The sequence below is a fragment of the Flaviramulus multivorans genome, assembly GCF_021728415.1.
GTDB classification, from domain to species: Bacteria; Bacteroidota; Bacteroidia; order Flavobacteriales; family Flavobacteriaceae; genus Sabulilitoribacter; species Sabulilitoribacter multivorans.
This window is the reverse complement of sequence record NZ_JAKKDV010000002.1, coordinates 481,093-500,595: the sequence shown is the minus strand read 5'-3', so window position 1 is coordinate 500,595 and position 19,503 is coordinate 481,093. Positions and strand designations below refer to the sequence as shown.

General features: G+C 33.3%; 20 protein-coding genes and 5 tRNA genes. 22 read left to right on the top strand and 3 right to left on the bottom strand.

Going from position 1 to position 19,503, the window contains the following annotated elements; translation table 11 throughout:
• Positions 1-24 precede the first annotated feature (24 nt).
• From L3X39_RS07125 to L3X39_RS07115, 3 genes are read right to left on the bottom strand one after another with little or no spacing between them, the layout of a single operon-like run.
• Entirely contained in the window at positions 25-420 is a 396-nt protein-coding gene (locus tag L3X39_RS07125) for a DUF2721 domain-containing protein (RefSeq protein WP_237231081.1), read from the bottom strand.
• A gap of 7 nt (positions 421-427) precedes the next feature.
• Positions 428-1,252, bottom strand: coding sequence for a cyclase family protein (locus L3X39_RS07120; RefSeq protein WP_237231080.1), 825 nt, complete (start codon positions 1,250-1,252; stop codon positions 428-430).
• Positions 1,253-1,305: 53 nt separating this feature from the next.
• Positions 1,306-2,337, bottom strand: a complete 1,032-nt coding sequence (locus L3X39_RS07115; RefSeq protein ID WP_237231079.1) for a hypothetical protein — start codon at positions 2,335-2,337, stop codon at positions 1,306-1,308.
• A 113-nt stretch (positions 2,338-2,450) separates the two neighbouring features.
• Here L3X39_RS07115 and L3X39_RS07110 point away from each other — a divergent pair, with 113 nt between their 5' ends.
• The 22 genes from L3X39_RS07110 (at position 2,451) to rpoB (ending at position 19,503) form a co-directional block, all read left to right on the top strand.
• The gene (locus L3X39_RS07110) at positions 2,451-3,722 is read left to right on the top strand and encodes a DUF2851 family protein (protein WP_237231078.1); all 1,272 of its coding nucleotides are present in this window, start codon (positions 2,451-2,453) and stop codon (positions 3,720-3,722) included.
• 36 nt (positions 3,723-3,758) lie between these two features.
• The gene (locus L3X39_RS07105; protein WP_237231077.1) at positions 3,759-3,986 is read left to right on the top strand and encodes a PspC domain-containing protein; all 228 of its coding nucleotides are present in this window, start codon (positions 3,759-3,761) and stop codon (positions 3,984-3,986) included.
• A gap of 2 nt (positions 3,987-3,988) precedes the next feature.
• Positions 3,989-5,011, top strand: coding sequence for a potassium channel family protein (locus L3X39_RS07100; protein WP_237231076.1), 1,023 nt, complete (start codon positions 3,989-3,991; stop codon positions 5,009-5,011).
• A 109-nt stretch (positions 5,012-5,120) separates the two neighbouring features.
• On the top strand, positions 5,121-6,821 hold the full coding sequence (locus tag L3X39_RS07095; protein ID WP_237231075.1) for an alanine/glycine:cation symporter family protein: 1,701 nt from the start codon (positions 5,121-5,123) through the stop codon (positions 6,819-6,821).
• 20 nt (positions 6,822-6,841) lie between these two features.
• Positions 6,842-7,720, top strand: a complete 879-nt coding sequence (locus L3X39_RS07090) for a ComEA family DNA-binding protein (RefSeq protein ID WP_237231074.1) — start codon at positions 6,842-6,844, stop codon at positions 7,718-7,720.
• The gene (locus L3X39_RS07085) at positions 7,717-8,883 is read left to right on the top strand and encodes an acyl-CoA dehydrogenase family protein (protein ID WP_237231073.1); all 1,167 of its coding nucleotides are present in this window, start codon (positions 7,717-7,719) and stop codon (positions 8,881-8,883) included. Before L3X39_RS07090 ends, L3X39_RS07085 begins: the two co-directional genes overlap by 4 nt.
• 86 nt (positions 8,884-8,969) lie before the next feature.
• On the top strand, positions 8,970-9,164 hold the full coding sequence (gene rpsU / locus L3X39_RS07080) for a 30S ribosomal protein S21 (RefSeq protein ID WP_237231072.1): 195 nt from the start codon (positions 8,970-8,972) through the stop codon (positions 9,162-9,164).
• Positions 9,165-9,278: 114 nt separating this feature from the next.
• Complete coding sequence (locus tag L3X39_RS07075; protein ID WP_237231071.1) at positions 9,279-10,169, top strand: tyrosine-type recombinase/integrase; 891 nt, start codon at positions 9,279-9,281, stop codon at positions 10,167-10,169.
• 116 nt (positions 10,170-10,285) lie between these two features.
• Positions 10,286-10,591: a ribosome hibernation-promoting factor, HPF/YfiA family gene (gene hpf, locus L3X39_RS07070; protein WP_237231070.1), complete on the top strand. Its 306-nt coding sequence runs from the start codon at positions 10,286-10,288 to the stop codon at positions 10,589-10,591.
• Positions 10,592-10,688: 97 nt separating this feature from the next.
• A tRNA-Thr gene (locus L3X39_RS07065) sits at positions 10,689-10,762 on the top strand.
• A 69-nt stretch (positions 10,763-10,831) separates the two neighbouring features.
• Positions 10,832-10,913, top strand: a tRNA-Tyr gene (locus L3X39_RS07060).
• A 62-nt stretch (positions 10,914-10,975) separates the two neighbouring features.
• A tRNA-Gly gene (locus tag L3X39_RS07055) sits at positions 10,976-11,048 on the top strand.
• Between the two features lie 11 nt (positions 11,049-11,059).
• Positions 11,060-11,131 (top strand) — tRNA-Thr (locus L3X39_RS07050).
• 68 nt (positions 11,132-11,199) lie between these two features.
• Positions 11,200-12,387 (top strand): elongation factor Tu, encoded by a 1,188-nt coding sequence (tuf, locus tag L3X39_RS07045; RefSeq protein ID WP_237231069.1) that lies wholly within the window; start codon positions 11,200-11,202, stop codon positions 12,385-12,387.
• 63 nt (positions 12,388-12,450) lie between these two features.
• A tRNA-Trp gene (locus L3X39_RS07040) sits at positions 12,451-12,523 on the top strand.
• Between the two features lie 76 nt (positions 12,524-12,599).
• The gene (gene secE / locus L3X39_RS07035; protein ID WP_237231068.1) at positions 12,600-12,797 is read left to right on the top strand and encodes a preprotein translocase subunit SecE; all 198 of its coding nucleotides are present in this window, start codon (positions 12,600-12,602) and stop codon (positions 12,795-12,797) included.
• A gap of 11 nt (positions 12,798-12,808) precedes the next feature.
• Positions 12,809-13,363 carry a transcription termination/antitermination protein NusG gene (nusG, locus tag L3X39_RS07030; RefSeq protein ID WP_237231067.1) on the top strand — a complete coding sequence of 185 codons (555 nt, stop codon included), beginning with the start codon at positions 12,809-12,811 and terminating at the stop codon, positions 13,361-13,363.
• Positions 13,364-13,435: 72 nt separating this feature from the next.
• The gene (gene rplK, locus L3X39_RS07025) at positions 13,436-13,873 is read left to right on the top strand and encodes a 50S ribosomal protein L11 (protein ID WP_237231066.1); all 438 of its coding nucleotides are present in this window, start codon (positions 13,436-13,438) and stop codon (positions 13,871-13,873) included.
• 20 nt (positions 13,874-13,893) lie between these two features.
• Positions 13,894-14,583 carry a 50S ribosomal protein L1 gene (gene rplA / locus L3X39_RS07020; protein WP_237231065.1) on the top strand — a complete coding sequence of 230 codons (690 nt, stop codon included), beginning with the start codon at positions 13,894-13,896 and terminating at the stop codon, positions 14,581-14,583.
• 19 nt (positions 14,584-14,602) lie between these two features.
• Entirely contained in the window at positions 14,603-15,124 is a 522-nt protein-coding gene (gene rplJ, locus L3X39_RS07015; protein WP_237231064.1) for a 50S ribosomal protein L10, read from the top strand.
• A gap of 64 nt (positions 15,125-15,188) precedes the next feature.
• On the top strand, positions 15,189-15,566 hold the full coding sequence (gene rplL, locus L3X39_RS07010; protein WP_237231063.1) for a 50S ribosomal protein L7/L12: 378 nt from the start codon (positions 15,189-15,191) through the stop codon (positions 15,564-15,566).
• 124 nt (positions 15,567-15,690) lie between these two features.
• Positions 15,691-19,503: a DNA-directed RNA polymerase subunit beta gene (rpoB, locus tag L3X39_RS07005; RefSeq protein WP_237231062.1), complete on the top strand. Its 3,813-nt coding sequence runs from the start codon at positions 15,691-15,693 to the stop codon at positions 19,501-19,503.

The window sequence follows — 19,503 nt, the reverse complement described above, 5'->3', positions numbered from 1 at the left end:
AAGTAAAGAAATTTAAAAAACATATTAACTGTTCTCAATATCACTAATATGATGCTCTAATGCTTTTACAGAAATTTGTATTTCAACAATTAATAACCCTAAAGAAATTATTAATAAAAGTAATGCTAAACCAAAAACCCAAACTGCAATAATATGTTGTTGAATGTAAATTAATAGCATTGTTAAAACACATAATAGTAAACTACTAATACCAAAAATTTGCATGGAGCGTGTTAAATATAAGCGTTGCTTTATATTTTTTATTTGAGCTATTAAAATAGAATCTTTTTCTTTTTTATACTTGTCGTGCAAACTCCGTATTACCGATGCATAAGCTAAGAACCTATTGGTATACGCAAGCATAATTAATGAAATAGCCGAAAACAATAAGGCTGGAGTTGTTAAGGTTAGTTGTTCCATATTTTTGTTATTTCAATAAAGCCACAATACGCAAAGGTGCACCAGAGCCTCCTTTGATTTTCATGGGTAACGCTACAATGTAAAATCCTTTATTAGGTAGCTTGTCAAGGTTGGTTAAGTTTTCAAACGCCGAAATATTTTTAGACATCAAATTTACATGACTTCCAAAATGCTGAGATTGACCATAATCAATACTCGCAGTGTCAATTCCAATGGCGTTAATGTTTCTATTAGTAACCAACCATTGTGCAGCTTCTGGTGATAGCCCTGGAAAATGTAAAAGCTTTACAGCCTCTTCACCGCGTTGATTAGTACCTAAATATTTTACAACATCAGGATAAAAGCTAGAAAACCCAGTATGTAATAACACAATACTCCCATTCGGTATTTGCATATCTTCTTTTGCTTCCCATTGTGTTAAATCTTCAACCGTAATTTGATAATCAGGGTTATTTAAGGCTTTAGTTGAAACATCAATTTTGATGGCTGGTGCAACTAGGTTTTTTAAAGGTATTTGGTCAACCGTTTCACTATTTTTAGAAAAATGAATAGGCGCATCAATATGAGTGCCTCCATGTTCTGCCGTAGTAAAATTGTATGCAGAATAGTAAAAACCCTTATCTGTTTGTCCATTAAAAACAGTATCGAGTTTAAACTGTTTTGCTGTAACCCAATAAATAGTTTCTTCAGAAAACTCATAACTTAAATCAATAATTTCTGAATACTCAATGACGTTTTTTGATTGTTCACCAGATTCTGATGTGTCTTGTGTTGTTTGTTTACAAGCAATGAAAGCAGAGATTATAAAAAAGTAGATGATATTAGTTTTCATTATTTTTATGAATTCATTTTTTTTAGTAAAACATTTTTTGAAAGGAATAAACTCTAAGCCAACTGTTGTAAACCCTGAGTTATTTGATTTTCAAATTTGATTTTATCATCAATGTATAGTGCTATGTTTTTATACTTTCTTTTTATCCCATAAAGCCCAATCAACTCATTTTCTTTTTTTAAGTGAATTATAATATTATGACTTTCCAAAGCACCTAAAATTGATAATTTTCGGGTGTCTTTATTTAGTTCTATATCTTTTGATGAAATTTCTATAGTGTCAATATCTCTTAAATCAATTGTTGTTTCAGTCATAATTCCATATCGAAGATATAGTTTGTTCCTTTCAATTGATATGGGCCTTTTTAAAATGGATTTCAGGAATCCTAGAATTTGAATACCAGAATAAATACTTAAAAATGTTAAAATCCAAGCAGCTATACTGCTCCACTTTATAAGTAGTATATGCAACACAAAAGTTTCAACAGCTACTATTAAAATAATTGCAAGCAACAGTGCTATGGTTCCGCTGTTTTTGTGATAGGAAAATTCATTGTTTTTTAAGTATCTTTTTTTCCAATAAATAAACCCGTAATAAAAAACGGCTATTTCTGTAACAATGGGCATTACAATTCCTTTTGGGAGCAATTCATAACAAGTTTGTTTTAAGGTCGTAAAAAAATCAAAGGAATCCGTTTTATTTAATTTATAACGTTTAATGCCTTTTCTAACATTATAGATTACGTAGGATAGAACGGAAATTTCAACAATAGGCAATACCCAAGTTTTAAATAGATTAAGATAATATTGATTTTCTGTAGGAAGTATAAGTGTGCAAATGATGATACTTAAAATTAATAAAGGAATCACTGTTGTTTTTGGAATATTAGTTTTTCTAATGAGTAATAAATACATCAAAGGAACAGTTAGTAGCAAATCAAACGTTACACCAATTGATAATACGGTAGGATTGATTTTAAAAATAGATGAATTAACAATTAGTACCATCAGCCCGATAATCAACAAGGGCACCCCAAATATGATGAGGTTTTTTGAAATGTTTATTGTTTTGTTGATATTACGCATTATAATGGCTTAAAATAACATGTTATAATATATAATAGGTAGGTAAACGAAGTTATCCTTTTTTTTACATAAAATCAAGCTTGCTGTTTTATTTCTTTTGCTATTTTAGTGTGATGCAAGAAGATTTTCTACATTACATCTGGAAACATAAAAAATTTCAAGTTACCCATTTAAAAACTACTAATAATGAAGCGGTTTCTGTAAATAATGTTGGGCAACACAACCTAAACTCAGGCCCTGATTTTTTTAATGCACAAATAAAAATAGATCAGCAACTTTGGGCTGGAAATGTTGAAATTCATATTAAATCGTCTGATTGGTTTTTACACAATCATGAACAAGATAAGGCATATGACAATGTAATTTTGCATGTGGTTTGGGAGCACGATACGGATGTATTTAGAAACAATAACACGCCAGTACCAACACTACAAATAAGAGATTTTGTTGAGACTTCTGTTTTAAATAGTTATAAAAAGCTGTTTTCAAAAGAAAACAAATGGATTAACTGCGAGAATGATTTTAAATCTGTTGATGATTTTCTTTTAAAGAATTGGTTAGAACGCTTGTATTTTGAGCGCTTAGAACAAAAATCTAAAACTATTGAAACACTTTTAGAGGAATCGAAAAATGATTGGGAAGGAGTTTTGTTTAAAATGCTGGCTAAAAATTTTGGACTAAAAGTTAATGGTGAAGCGTTTTTAAGTGTTGCCAACTCTATTGATTTTTCAATTATAAGGAAAACACAGTCTAACCAGCAAACTTTAGAAGCTTTATTGCTTGGACAATCTGGTTTACTAGAAGAGAAAATCGAAGAACCATATTATTTAAGTTTATCAAAAGAGTATCAGTTTTTAAAGCAAAAATTTAAACTAGAGAAGAATCAAGTTACTCAAATTCAATTTTTTAGATTACGACCGCCTAATTTTCCAACTATTAGGTTATCACAATTAGCAAGTCTATACAGCCAAAATCAAAATTTGTTTTCAAAAGTGATAGAAGCAAATACATTAGAGAAATTTTATAAACTGTTTAAAGTAACAACTTCCAGCTTCTGGAAAACGCATTACACATTCCAAAAAGAGTCAAAAGCATCAGTAAAATTGTTGACGAAATCGTTTATAGACTTATTGCTTATAAATACTATTATTCCAATTAAATTCTGTTATGCAAAACAAAAAGGTAACGATATTGATGACTTAATAATAAAATTGGGTACTGAAATTCATTCTGAGAAAAATAATATTATTACTGCATTTAATAATTTAAAGCATGTTTCAAATTCAGCATTAGACTCCCAAGCACTCATTCAACTCAAAGCATTTTATTGCGATAAAAACAAGTGCTTACAATGTGCTATTGGGAATTCACTTTTAAGTAAATAAACTTTTAAACAAATAAACTAAATGCTAAATTGCAGCATGAATTTTTTTTATAAACTTCTGCTATATTTTCAAAAACGTGGATATTACGTTTGTCAACGTATTGCTGATAGGTTGGGTATAAGAGCAAAAGTAGTTCGCACATCCTTTATGTATCTAACTTTTGTTACTGTTGGTTTTGGTTTTGCCCTATATTTGTTTTTGGCATTTTGGATGCGAATTAAAGATTTAGTTTACACAAAGCGCTCTTCAGTATTTGATTTATAATTATGAGTAACCCAATAATACGATTTTTTAGAACCAGAATTTACACAGCTATTTTTTTACTCATTATAATTCTATTTATAGGAGTAGTAGGCTATAAAATGATTTCTGGATATTCCTGGATTGATGCTTTGTATATGACCGTTATAACCATGACAACGGTGGGTTATGGTGAGGTAATTCCTCTTGATGAAAAATCTAAAATTTTTACCATATTTTTAATTCTGGGAAGTATAATTATTGTGGGTTATGCATTGTCTATAATTACAGAGTATATTTTAAGCAAAAGCACTATTGAACAGATAAAACATAAAAGGATGCAAAAGAAGATTGAAAACCTTAAAAACCATGTGGTAATATGTGGTTATGGCAGAAATGGACGTCAGGCAGCTAAAAAATTGATGGCCTACAAAAAAAAGTTTGTTGTTGTAGAAAGGGATAGAGAGATGGAAGAGCGCTTACAAATGGATGATGTTTTGTATGTAATTGGAAATGCCAATGAAGATGAAACCTTAATACATGCAGGAGTCGATCGTGCGTCATGTTTTATTTCAGCATTACCAAATGATGCCGATAATTTGTTTGTGGTATTGTCTGCAAGACAACTTAGTAAAACTATAAATATTATAAGTAGAGCTTCTCAAGAATCATCTTACGATAAACTAAAATTTGCAGGAGCCAACAACGTTATATTGCCAGATAAAATAGGAGGCGATCATATGGCATCTTTAGTAGTTATTCCAGGTTTAATGGAATTTATAGATAATCTTTCAATTGTTGGAAAATCCAATATAAACATTGAAGAAGTGGCTGTTGAAAAACTGTACAATATAAATACTATTAAGACAATAAAAGATTTAGATTTAAGACGAAAAACTGGCTGTAACGTTATTGGTTATAAAGATGAAAATGGAGAGTACATTGTTAACCCTGAAGCAGACCTAAAATTGGTTCCCAATTCTAAAGTTATAGTTTTAGGAAGACCGGAACAAATTGAAGCTTTGAATTCTGAATATAATATCGAATAGTAGAATCATCTATTTTAACAAGCATTCTTTTAAAAAATGAATTTTTTTTAGCATCTTGCCAACTTTAATTCAAAAAATAACACTAAAAACTAACTAATATTAAATTCTTATGAAGAAATATCTTCTTTCAATTATCACATTAATATTTCCTGTAATTACTTTTGCTCAAGAGGAAGAAATAGGGCTTGATGAAAAAATAGATCAAGCATTTGCTCCCATAGCTCAGTTTTTTACAGATGTAATATTCTTTCCAGTTTATCAGGATGATGTTTATACCATACCATTTGTTTTAGTGTTGTTGGTGGGTAGTGCTTTATTTTTTACTATTTATTTTGGGTTTCCAAATATTAGATATTTCTGGACAGCTATTAGCACAGTAAGAGGAAAATATGAGGATATTGAGAAACACGGAGCTAAAGAATTATATGGTGAAGGTGGTATTGCACAAGGTCAGGATTTGTCCAAGGTCGATATAGAAGAGCATTTGGTTAGTGTGCAAGACGATTTAGCCGTTGATGGAGATATAGTAGATACAATTAGGGACGAAAGTTCTGATGGTGAGGTTTCTCACTTTCAAGCGCTAGCAACTGCCGTTTCCGGTACCGTTGGAAATGGTAATATTGCCGGTGTAGCCTTAGCAATTGCACTTGGTGGACCAGGAGCTACATTTTGGATGATTATTTGTGGTTTATTAGGAATGTCTACCAAATTTGTTGAGTGTACGTTAGGAGTGCAATACAGGGATGTAGGCGAGGATGGAACTGTGTATGGAGGTCCTATGTATTACATTAGTAAAGGACTTAAAGCAAAAGGCTTTAAAACAATCGGGAAAATTGCAGCTGGTATTTTTGCTGTATTCTGTATTGGTGGTTCTTTTGGTGGGGGTAATGCAGCTCAATCTAATCAGGCAACGATTGTAATAAAAGAATTATTTGATTGGGAAAGTACAGCAGCGGGTGCCATTGTTGGTCTTGTTTTAGCAGTATTGGTTGGTATCATCATAATAGGTGGTATTAAACGTATTGCTTCAGTGACTGAAAAAGTAGTGCCTTTTATGGCGTTAATGTATATTGTTGCATGTATTTATATCATCTTCAGTAATTTTGGTTTAATTGATGATGCCATTGCTCTTATAGTAAGAGAAGCGTTTAACCCAACCGCATTTGGCGTTGGTTCTGTTATAGGTGTACTACTGGTTGGATTCCAACGTGCTGCTTTTTCAAATGAAGCGGGAGCAGGTTCTGCCTCTATTGCGCATTCAGCTGTAAGAACAAAATATTCTGCCAGTGAAGGCTTAGTGGCCTTATTAGAGCCTTTCATTGATACCGTTGTTATTTGTACCATGACGGCTTTAGTAATTATTATATTTAATTTCGGAGGCTTTTTTGAATACGGAGGAGATGGTTCTGGAGTTGTATATATTGATGGATTACCTTTTGAGGGTGCAGGAATTACATCTAAAGCGTTCGCAGAATATATACCATATTCAAATGTATTCTTAACAGTTGCTGTTGTATTATTTGCAGTATCAACTATGATATCATGGTCTTACTATGGGTTGCAATCTTGGAAATTTTTATTTGGAAGAGGAAAAACAGCTGATTTAGTTTATAAATTATTATTCTTAACTTTTGTGGTTATTGGAGCCGCTGCAAGTATGGGATCAATTTGGTCGTTCTCAGATGCGATGATTTTCGCTATGATTTTCCCAAATATGGTTGGTCTGTTCTTGTTATTCCCAGTAGTTAAAAAACAATTAAAACGCTACCTTGATGCTATTAATCTAAAAAAGGAAGCGATAGAAGAATAAACTAACTAAGACTATTACATATGAAATCCCATTTCACGTTTACTAAACAACAACGAAATGGGATTTTTTTATTAATACTTCTCATTATTATCATGCAATGTGTTTACTTTTTTGTTGATTTCACATCTGATAATATTGATGTTGATAAAGAAACTATATTAAAATTTGAAAGGGAAATAGATTCGCTCAAGCAAGTCCAGTTAGAAGAAAGTAAACCAAAAATATTTCCGTTCAACCCTAATTATATTACGGATTATAGAGGTGCTACTTTGGGAATGACTAATGAGGAAATTGACAGACTACTTAATTTTAGAAAACAAAATAAATGGATTAATTCCACTGAGCAATTTCAAGAAGTTACCCAAGTTTCCGATTCCTTATTAGATGCAATATCACCTTATTTCAAATTTCCAGAATGGGTAACAAATCCAAAGCCATCAAATATTACATACTCATATAGTAGTCAACCAAAATCTTACGGGCAAAAGCAAGATTTAAATACCGCAACTGCACAACAATTACAAAAGGTAAATGGTATTGGTGACTATTACTCTAAACGAATTGTTGAATACAGAAATAAATTTAAAGGTGGTTTTATCTCCGATGTTCAATTACAAGACATATATGGATTAACACCTGAAGTTATCGAAAGAATTACGAACGATTTTACAGTAAAAACCCCTAGAGTTATTAAAAAGTTAAATTTAAACTCTGCAACAATAGATGACTTGGTTACCGTTCAACATATTGACTATGATTTAGCAAACGAGATTATCGAACAGCGTATACTTAGAGAGGGCTATAAATCTTTAGACGAATTAAAAAAAGTAAAAGGCTTTCCTGTAAATAAAATCGAGATAATTAAATTATATTTGCATCTCGAAAAAGAAAACAAATGAATAGCATGTACTTCACAGAAGAGCATAACCTTTTTAGGAAAAGCCTACAAGATTTTTTACAAAAAGAAGTTGTTCCACACATAGAAAATTGGGAAAAAACCGGAACAATAGATCGTTTTATTTGGAAAAAATTTGGCGATATGGGATTCTTCGGTATTAACTATCCCGAAGCCTATGGTGGTATGAATTTAGATTTATTCTACACCGTAATACTTCTTGAAGAGCTTCAAAAAGTAAACTCAGGAGGTTTTGCAGCAGCAATTTGGGCGCATGTATATTTAGCCATGACGCACCTCAATGCGGAAGGCGATGAAACCATAAAGCAAAACTATTTAGCTCCCAGTATTTCGGGCGATAAAATAGGATGCCTTTGTATAACCGAACCTTTTGGAGGTAGTGATGTGGCTGGTATGCGAAGTACGGCAGTAAAACAAGGAGACCACTATATATTAAATGGTTCAAAAACATTTATAACTAACGGGGTTTACAGCGATTATTTAGTGGTTGCAGCAAAAACAAACCCAGAATTAGGGAATAAAGGTATTAGCATGTTTGTTATAGATAGAGAAGCTAAAGGAGTTTCGGCAACAAAATTGGATAAATTGGGTTGGCGTGCATCCGATACGGGTGAAATAGCTTTTGATAATGTTAAAGTGCCTGTTGAAAATTTAATGGGTGAAGAAGGTAAAGGCTTCTCATACATTATGCAACATTTTTCGTTAGAGCGTTTAATCATGGGAGTAAATGCCCATGCTCGTGCGGAATTTGCTTTAGAGTATGCACTACAATATATGAGTGAGCGTCAAGCCTTTGGTAAATCCATAGATAAATTTCAAGCACTACGTCATACAGTAGCCGATTTATATACCGAAATGGAAATTTGTAAAGAATACAATTATTCTGTTGCCTATAGACTCAACAAAGGTCAATATGTGGTAAAGGAGGCAAGTATGTCTAAGCTTAAGTCTACAAAAATGGCCGATGAGGTTATATACCAATGCTTACAATTTTTGGGTGGTTATGGCTATATGGAAGACTATCCTATGGCACGACTACTGCGCGATAGCAGGTTAGGACCTATTGGTGGTGGTACTTCAGAGATTTTAAGAGAAATTCTTGCTAAAATCATCATCGATAAAAAGGAATATAAACCAGCAACTTAAAATATTTTTTAATTTTAAATTCAGAATTCAGAATTAATTTTATATTTGCAAACTGAAAATTCTAAAAGAGAGGAGGTTAAGACACTATGTTAATAATACCAATTAAAGAAGGAGAAAATATAGATAGAGCGCTAAAGCGTTTTAAACGTAAGTTTGATAAAACGGGTGTTAAGCGTCAGCTTCAAGTGCGTAAGCAGTTTACAAAACCATCTGTAGAGCGTAGAGCGCAGATACAAAAAGCGCAATACATTCAAAGTTTAAGAGACGCTGAAGAAGTATAATAAAGATATCATTACATAAAAATCCCGCAGTATGCGGGATTTTTTTTTTGCACAATAATTAATTAAAAGGTTGTATTTTTAGCTAAATGAATTTAACAACTTAAAAGCTTAATCTTGCCTTTCAAATCATTTACAGATTATTTGCTCTTAGAGAAAAACTACTCTGCACTTACCGTAAAGGCTTATCAAAATGATTTAGAGAATTTCTCGGAGTTTATCAAATCAGAATACGATTCGAATTCAATAATCAAAGTTAATTATTCACAGATAAGAAGTTGGATCGTGTCACTAGTTGAAAATGGATTATCAAACCGAAGTATCAACAGAAAAATTTCAGCGCTCAATACGTATTATAAATTTCTATTAAAAGTTGGAGATATTACTTCCAATCCCTTATCTAAACACAAAGCTTTAAAAACAAGTAAAAAAATACAAGTGCCATTTTCAGAAGCCGAAGTAGAAACGGTTTTAAATGATTTAAATTTTGGTGATGATTTTGAAAGCGTTCGCAACAAGCTTATCATTGAAATATTTTATTCAACAGGTATTAGAAGGATCGAGCTAGTAGAATTAAAAGTGTCAAGTATCGATTTACATAATAAAACGTTAAAAGTATTAGGTAAGAGAAATAAGGAACGAATTGTACCGTTATTAAATTCAGTAGTACAAACTACAATACAGTATTTAAAATTGAGAAGCGAACTTGAATGTATTTCAAATGATGATAGTTTATTTTTAACGAAAAAAGGATTAAAAATATACGAAACACTTGTTTACAGAATAATAAATGATTATTTTAGTTTGGCATCATCAAAAGTAAAAAAGAGTCCACACATACTAAGGCACTCTTTTGCAACACATTTGTTAAACCAAGGTGCAAGTTTAAATGCTGTTAAAGAACTATTAGGACATTCAAGTTTAGCTGCTACACAAGTTTATACTCATAATAGTATAGCAGAATTAAAAAAAGTGCATGTTAATGCACATCCTAGAAGTAAAAAATAGTATAAGTTATTGTCTAACCAAAAAAGGAGTAGTATGGTACGAGCTTTAATATAATAAGTACTTCAGTTATTATTAAGGCCAATTAAACCTGACTTTTTTAAATTAAATGCAAGCAGATGAAAGTAAACACACAATCCGTTAATTTTAATGCCGACAGAAAACTCATTTCATTTATCCAGAAACGTATGGATAAGTTAGATATGTTTTATGATAAAGTAATTAAATCAGACGTTTATTTAAAAGTTGAAAACACAAGCGATAAGGAAAATAAAATATTCGAAGCAAAAGTTAGTGTACCAGGAGATAGTTTTGTTGTTAAAAAACAATGTAAAACCTTTGAAGAAGGTGCAGATATGGCAATTGCATCCTTAGAAAGACAATTAAAAAAGCGAAAAGAAAAATTAAGAGCAAATTTGCATTAAAATTTCTTAAAAAATGTTTTGAATAAAAAAATAAATCTATACATTTGCAGTCCGTTAGAAATAACGGGCTTTTTTATGCGTCAAAAAGTATAAAAACGCCGATGTAGCTCAGCTGGCTAGAGCAGCTGATTTGTAATCAGCAGGTCGTGGGTTCGAGTCCCTCCATCGGCTCAAAAATAAATCTTTTTAATCAATTTTTAAAAAGATTAAGTTCTTTAAAAGAGTGAAATAAGTTTAATTGGGGAGATACTCAAGCGGCCAACGAGGGCAGACTGTAAATCTGCTGACTACGTCTTCGCAGGTTCGAATCCTGCTCTCCCCACTTTTTAAAGTTCAAAATATGAGCTTTTTTAAAGCACATTAAACACAGGATTATTAAATATTGCGGGAGTAGCTCAGTTGGTAGAGCGTCAGCCTTCCAAGCTGAATGTCGCCGGTTCGAACCCGGTCTCCCGCTCTAATATTTAAGCCGGTGTAGCTCAGGGGTAGAGCGTTTCCTTGGTAAGGAAGAGGTCACGGGTTCAATTCCCGTCATTGGCTCTATATTGAACAAAAAATTAGAATACACTAATATTATTATATAACTAAGATTAAATTATTTAAAAAACATGGCAAAGGCAACTTTCGATCGTTCAAAACCACACTTAAATATAGGTACAATTGGACACGTAGATCACGGTAAAACAACTTTAACTGCTGCTATTACTAAAGTATTAGCTGATGCAGGTTATTCTGAAGCACGATCATTTGATCAAATTGATAATGCTCCAGAAGAAAAAGAAAGAGGTATTACAATTAATACATCTCACGTAGAATATCAAACAGCTAACCGTCACTATGCGCACGTTGACTGTCCAGGTCACGCGGATTACGTAAAGAACATGGTAACTGGTGCTGCTCAGATGGATGGTGCTATTTTAGTAGTTGCTGCTACTGATGGTCCAATGCCACAAACTCGTGAGCACATCCTTTTAGGACGTCAGGTAGGTATTCCTCGTATCGTTGTATTCATGAATAAAGTGGATATGGTTGATGATGAAGAATTACTTGAATTAGTAGATATGGAAATCAGAGATTTATTATCATTCTATGAATATGATGGAGATAATGGTCCTGTAATTTCTGGTTCTGCATTAGGAGCACTTAACGGAGAGCAAAAATGGGTTGATACAGTAATGGAATTAATGGAAGCTGTTGATAAATGGATTGAAGAGCCAGTTCGTGATATGGATAAGCCATTCTTAATGCCAATTGAAGATGTATTCTCAATTACAGGTCGTGGTACAGTTGCTACAGGTCGTATTGAAACTGGTGTTGCTAAAACTGGTGATCCTGTTGAAATTATCGGTATGGGTGCTGAGAAATTAACTTCTACAATTACTGGTATCGAAATGTTCCGTCAAATATTAGATAGAGGTGAAGCTGGAGATAACGCAGGTATCTTATTAAGAGGTATTGAGAAAACTCAAATCTCTAGAGGTATGGTTATTACTAAACCAGGTTCTGTAACACCACATGCTAAATTTAAAGCAGAGGTTTATATCCTTAAAAAAGAAGAAGGTGGACGTCATACTCCATTCCATAACAACTACCGTCCACAGTTCTACGTACGTACAACTGACGTAACTGGAAACATTGCGCTTCCAAGTGGAGTTGAAATGGTTATGCCAGGAGATAACTTAACTATTACTGTTGAATTAATTCAACCAATTGCAATGAATGTAGGTTTACGTTTTGCAATCCGTGAAGGTGGTAGAACAGTTGGTGCTGGTCAGGTAACTGAGATTTTAGACTAATACGTTTAAATAAATATTAAGCTTAAGGTATTCCGATTTCTCGGAATACCTTGACTTATGTTTACGGGTTTAGCTCAGTTGGTAGAGCACTGGTCTCCAAAACCAGGTGTCGGGAGTTCGAGTCTCTCAACCCGTGCAAAATCAAAAAAGGGTTATACCCTATATGTTGAATGAAATTTTATTCAATTCATATTTAATTAAGAAATATCAAAATGGCTGGAATTGTAAATTATATAAAAGAATCATTTGGAGAACTAAAAAATAACGTGACTTGGCCAACTTGGGCTGAAGCTCAAAGTTTAACAGTTTTAGTTGCAGTTTTTTCAATTATATTTTCTCTAGCTATATGGGGAGTTGATACAGTTTTTAGTAAAGTCATAGCATTTTATTTTGAAAAGGTTATAGGTTAAAAAGAAAGATTATGTCTGAGGTTACTGAAAAAAAATGGTATGTTGTTCGAGCTGTAAGTGGGCAAGAAAACAAAATAAAAACTTATATAGAGAATGAGATTGCTCGATTAGGTTTACAAGATTTTGTTGATCAAGTATTAGTTCCAACTGAACGAGTTATTCAAATAAGAAATGGGAAAAAAATTCACAAAGAAAAGGTGTTTTTTCCTGGCTATATAATGATTCAAGCCAACTTAACGGGAGAAGTTCCTCATATTATAAGGTCGGTTACAAACGTCATCGGATTTTTAGGAGAAACTAAAGGAGGTGACCCAGTACCGTTAAGACAATCTGAAGTTAACAGAATGTTAGGTAAAGTTGATGAGCTATCTGTAGAAGAAAGCGCAAATGTAGCTATACCTTTTACTAAAGGTGAAACAGTTAAAGTTATTGATGGGCCATTTAATGGATTTGATGGTACGATTGAAAAAATAAATGAAGAGAAGCGTAAACTTGAAGTAATGGTTAAAATTTTCGGAAGAAAGACGCCCCTAGAGTTAAGTTATATGCAAGTTGAAAAAGTATAATTAGTGTTACATTAAGATAGATGTGTCTTTCGCTTCCAATTGATTGACATCATCAAAATTAAATTTTTAAAAATGGCAAAAGAATTAGGTAAAGTAGTTAAGTTACAAGTTCGGGGAGGTGCTGCGAATCCATCGCCACCGGTTGGACCCGCTTTAGGAGCTGCAGGTGTTAACATCATGGAGTTCTGTAAGCAATTCAATGCCAGAACACAAGATAAGCCAGGTAAAGTATTACCAGTGGTTATATCTGTTTACAAAGATAAATCATTCGACTTTGTAATCAAAACTCCACCAGCAGCAGTTCAATTATTAGAAGCGGCTAAGGTGAAGAAGGGTTCTGGAGAGCCAAACCGAAAAAAAGTAGCTAAAGTATCTTGGGATCAGGTTAAAACTATTGCAGAAGACAAAATGGTAGATTTAAATGCATTTACGACAGAGTCTGCTATGAAAATGGTTGCTGGTACAGCAAGATCGATGGGAATAACTGTAACAGGAAAATTTCCTTCATAATCTATTAAAGACATTATAAAATGGCAAGATTAACAAAAAAGCAAAAAGAAGCTTTAGCGAAAATAGAAAAAGGTAGAATTTATTCAGTTGATGAAGCATCAGCATTAATAAAAGAAATTACCAATACCAAGTTTGACGCATCAGTTGATTTAGCAGTACGTTTAGGAGTAGATCCTCGTAAAGCTAACCAAATGGTAAGAGGAGTGGTTTCACTTCCTCACGGAACTGGTAAAGACATGAAAGTATTAGCATTAGTAACTCCAGATAAAGAAGCAGAAGCGAAAGAAGCTGGGGCAGATTACGTAGGTTTAGACGAGTATCTTGATAAAATCAAGAGTGGTTGGACCGACGTTGATGTAATTATCACCATGCCAAGTGTTATGGGTAAATTAGGTCCTTTAGGACGTGTATTAGGTCCTCGTGGTTTAATGCCAAACCCAAAAACTGGTACGGTTACTATGGATGTTGCAAAAGCTGTAACAGAAGTAAAAGCAGGTAAAATTGACTTTAAAGTTGATAAGACTGGTATTGTACACGCTGCTATAGGAAAGGCATCATTTAGTGCTGATAAAATTGCTGGAAACGCAAATGAATTATTAACAACATTAATAAAACTAAAACCGACAACTGCAAAGGGAGTTTACGTAAAAAGCATATTTATGTCTTCAACCATGAGCCCAAGTATTGCTGTTGATCCTAAAATTGGTTAATTAAGTTAAAACTTTTATTATGACAAGAGAAGAAAAATCACAAGTAATTGAGGACTTAACTGCAGAATTAGCCAACAATGCAAATATTTATTTAGCAGATATTTCTGGATTAAACGCAGGAACAACCTCAGATTTACGTCGTGCTGCTTTTAAAGCAAACGTAAAATTAGCAGTTGTTAAAAACACATTACTGGCAAAAGCAATGGAAGCATCCGATAGAGATTTTGGAGACCTTCCAACAGTTTTAAAAGGAAATACATCAGTGATGTATTCTGAAACAGGTAATGTACCAGCTAAGTTAATTAAAACCTTCCGTAAAAAATCAGATAAGCCTTTATTAAAGGGAGCATTTATTGAGGAAGCAGTTTATATTGGCGACAACCAATTAGACATGTTAGTTGATATCAAGTCTAAAGAGGAATTATTAGGAGAAATCATTGGATTATTACAATCTCCTGCTAAAAATGTTGTCTCTGCACTTAAATCAAGTGGAGGAAAACTAGCTGGAATTATTAAAACACTATCTGAAAAAGAAGGATAGTATTAAATAGTACGCACTTTATTACAAATATATTATTATTAAAATTTATTAAAACGATAGAAAAATGGCAGATTTAAAAGATTTCGCAGAACAATTAGTTAACCTTACAGTAAAAGAAGTAAATGAGTTAGCTACTATATTAAAAGATGAGTATGGTATTGAGCCTGCTGCTGCAGCTGTAGCTGTTGCTGCTGGTCCTGCTGCTGGTGGTGATGATGCCGCTGAAGCTCAAACTGAATTTGATGTTATACTAAAAGCTGCAGGTGGTTCTAAATTAGCAGTTGTAAAATTAGTTAAAGAATTAACTGGTCTTGGCTTAAAAGAAGCTAAAGAATTAGTTGATGGTGCACCAAGCCCAATTAAAGAAGGTGTTTCTAAAGATGAAGCTGAAGGCTTAAAAGCATCTTTAGAAGAAGCTGGGGCTGAGGTTGAGCTTAAGTAAGCTTAGTATCTCAAAAACATAAAGGTTTAGGTCTGAAGCATTGCTTTTAAGACCTAAACCATTTTGTGTATATAATCATTATATACCAATTTAAATTTTTTTTTAATCAAAATTCCGTCTATTGATGTTGTCAACACAAGCTGAAAGATTAAATTTCTCCTCTATTGTAAATAGAACAGAATATCCAGATTTTCTAGATATTCAGATTAAATCCTTCCAGGATTTTTTCCAATTAGAAACAAAATCTGAAGAAAGAGGTGATGAAGGGTTATACAATACCTTCATGGAAAATTTTCCAATCACAGATTCTCGTAATCAATTCGTTTTAGAATTTTTAGATTACTTTGTAGATCCACCAAGATATACCATTGAAGAGTGTATTGAAAGAGGATTAACTTACAGCGTTCCGCTAAAAGCTAGGTTAAAGTTATATTGTACAGATCCTGAACATGAGGATTTCGAGACCATTGTTCAAGATGTTTACTTAGGAACTATTCCTTACATGACTCCTAGTGGTACATTTGTTATTAATGGTGCAGAGCGTGTAGTTGTATCTCAATTACACCGTTCTCCTGGAGTGTTTTTCGGACAATCTCACCATGCAAATGGAACTAAATTATATTCTGCAAGAGTAATTCCATTTAAAGGATCTTGGATTGAATTTGCTACAGATATCAATCAGGTAATGTATGCATACATTGATAGAAAGAAAAAATTACCTGTAACAACTTTATTCAGAGCCATTGGTTTTGAGCGTGATAAAGATATCTTAGAAATTTTTGATCTAGCTGAAGAAATAAAAGTATCTAAAACTGGATTAAAAAAATATACAGGAAGAAAATTAGCAGCTCGTGTACTTAACACTTGGCATGAGGATTTTGTTGATGAAGATACAGGAGAGGTGGTATCAATCGAGCGTAACGAGATTATTCTTGATCGTGATACTGTTTTAGATAAAGACAATATTGAAGAAATTCTTGAAGCAGATGTTAAAACCGTTCTTTTACATAAAGAAGGCACAGAATTAGGTGACTATGCTATCATTCATAATACGCTTCAAAAAGATCCAACAAACTCTGAAAAAGAGGCTGTTGAGCATATTTATAGACAATTGCGTAATGCAGAACCGCCTGATGAAGAAACTGCTCGTGGAATAATTGATAAATTATTCTTTTCAGACCAACGTTACTCTTTAGGAGAAGTTGGGCGTTACAGAATGAACAAAAAGTTAGGTCTTGATATTGGAATGGATAAGCAAGTGCTTACTAAAGAAGATATCATTACTATTATAAAATATTTAATTGAGCTTATCAATTCTAAAGCAGAGATTGATGATATTGATCACTTATCAAACCGTCGTGTACGTACTGTTGGTGAGCAATTATCTCAACAATTTGGAGTTGGTTTAGCACGTATGGCTCGTACTATTCGTGAGCGTATGAACGTTCGTGATAACGAGGTATTTACACCGATTGATTTGATTAATGCGAAAACATTATCATCTGTAATTAACTCGTTCTTTGGTACAAACCAGTTGTCTCAGTTTATGGATCAAACCAATCCATTAGCTGAAATTACTCATAAGCGTCGTCTTTCGGCACTTGGACCAGGAGGTCTTTCTCGTGAAAGAGCTGGGTTCGAGGTTCGTGATGTTCATTATACCCACTATGGTCGTTTATGTCCGATTGAAACTCCTGAGGGACCAAATATTGGATTAATTTCTTCATTATCAGTATTTGCTAAAGTGAATTCTATGGGATTCATTGAAACACCATACCGTTCTGTTGAGAATGGAGTGGTTGATATAAAAGGAGCACCAGTTTATTTGAGTGCAGAGGAAGAAGAAGAAAAATTGATTGCTCAAGCAACGGTTAAAGTTGATGACAAGGGTAAAATATTACATGACAAAGTAATTGCAAGAATGGAAGGTGACTTCCCTGTAATTGATCCTAACGGACTTCATTACACGGATGTGGCACCAAATCAAATTTCATCTATATCGGCATCTTTAATTCCTTTCTTGGAGCATGATGATGCTAACCGTGCGTTAATGGGATCTAACATGATGCGTCAAGCAGTTCCTTTATTGTTGCCACAAGCACCAATAGTAGGTACTGGATTAGAGCGTCAAGTAGCTTCTGATTCTCGTGTATTGATTAATGCAGAAGGGAACGGAGAAGTACTTTACGTAGATGCGAATGAAATTCAAATAAAATACGAACGCACTGAAGATGAAGCTAAAGTAAGTTTTGATAACGACATTAAAACCTATGAGTTAGTAAAATTCAGAAAAACAAACCAAGGGACATCTATCAACTTAAAACCAATTGTGGTTAAAGGAGATAAAGTAACCAAAGGTCAAGTTTTATGTGAAGGATACGCAACGCAAAAAGGAGAATTAGCTTTAGGTAGAAACATGAAAGTAGCCTTTATGCCTTGGAAAGGGTATAACTTTGAGGATGCGATTGTAATTTCTGAAAAAGTGGTTCGCGAAGATATTTTCACATCTATTCATATTGATGAATATTCATTGGAAGTTCGTGATACCAAATTAGGTAACGAAGAATTAACTAATGATATTCCAAACGTTTCAGAAGAAGCTACTAAAGATTTAGATGAGCACGGAATGATTCGTATTGGTGCAGAAGTAAAACCTGGTGATATTTTAATTGGAAAAATTACCCCTAAAGGAGAAAGTGATCCAACTCCTGAGGAAAAATTACTTCGTGCTATTTTTGGTGATAAAGCAGGTGATGTAAAAGATGCATCTTTAAAAGCGTCACCATCTTTAAACGGTGTTGTAATTGAAAAGAAATTATTTTCAAGAGCTGTTAAAGATAAGCGTAAAAGAGCCCAAGATAAAGATGATATTATTGAATTAGAAGCTCAATACGATAGAAAATTTGACGAATTAAAAAGCATTTTAATCGAAAAATTATTCAATATCGTTAATGGTAAAACAGCTCAAGGTATTTTTAACGATTTAGGTGAAGAAGTTTTACCAAAAGGTAAAAAATTCACTTTAAAAATGTTAAATGCTGTTGATGATTATGCGCATTTGGTAACTGGTAAATGGACGACTGATGACCATACTAATCAACTTGTAGCCGATTTAATTCATAACTATAAGATTAAAGAAAACGATTTACAAGGTTCTTTACGTCGTGAAAAGTTCACTATTTCTGTAGGTGATGAATTACCTGCTGGTATTATTAAACTAGCTAAAGTTTACATCGCTAAAAAGCGTAAGCTTAAAGTAGGAGATAAAATGGCGGGTCGTCATGGTAATAAAGGTATCGTAGCTCGTATAGTTAGAGCTGAAGATATGCCTTTCTTGGAAGACGGAACACCTGTTGATATCGTATTAAATCCACTTGGTGTACCATCTCGTATGAACATCGGACAGATTTATGAAACGGTACTAGGATGGGCTGGACAAAAATTGGAACGCACATTTGCTACTCCAATTTTCGACGGTGCTACAATCGATCAGATTAATGAATTAACTGACGAAGCAGGAATACCTAGATATGGACATACGTATTTATACGATGGTGGAACAGGTGAAAGATTTGATCAACCAGCAACTGTAGGTGTTATCTACATGTTAAAATTAGGACACATGGTTGATGATAAAATGCACGCACGTTCTATTGGACCTTACTCATTAATTACACAACAACCTCTTGGTGGTAAAGCACAGTTTGGTGGTCAGCGTTTTGGTGAGATGGAAGTTTGGGCACTTGAAGCTTATGGAGCATCAAGTACCTTACGAGAGATATTAACTGTAAAATCTGATGATGTTATTGGTAGAGCTAAAACATACGAAAGTATTGTAAAAGGTGAGCCAATGCCAGATCCAGGGTTACCAGAATCATTCAACGTACTAATGCACGAGCTGAAAGGTTTAGGTTTAGATATCAGATTAGAGGAGTAA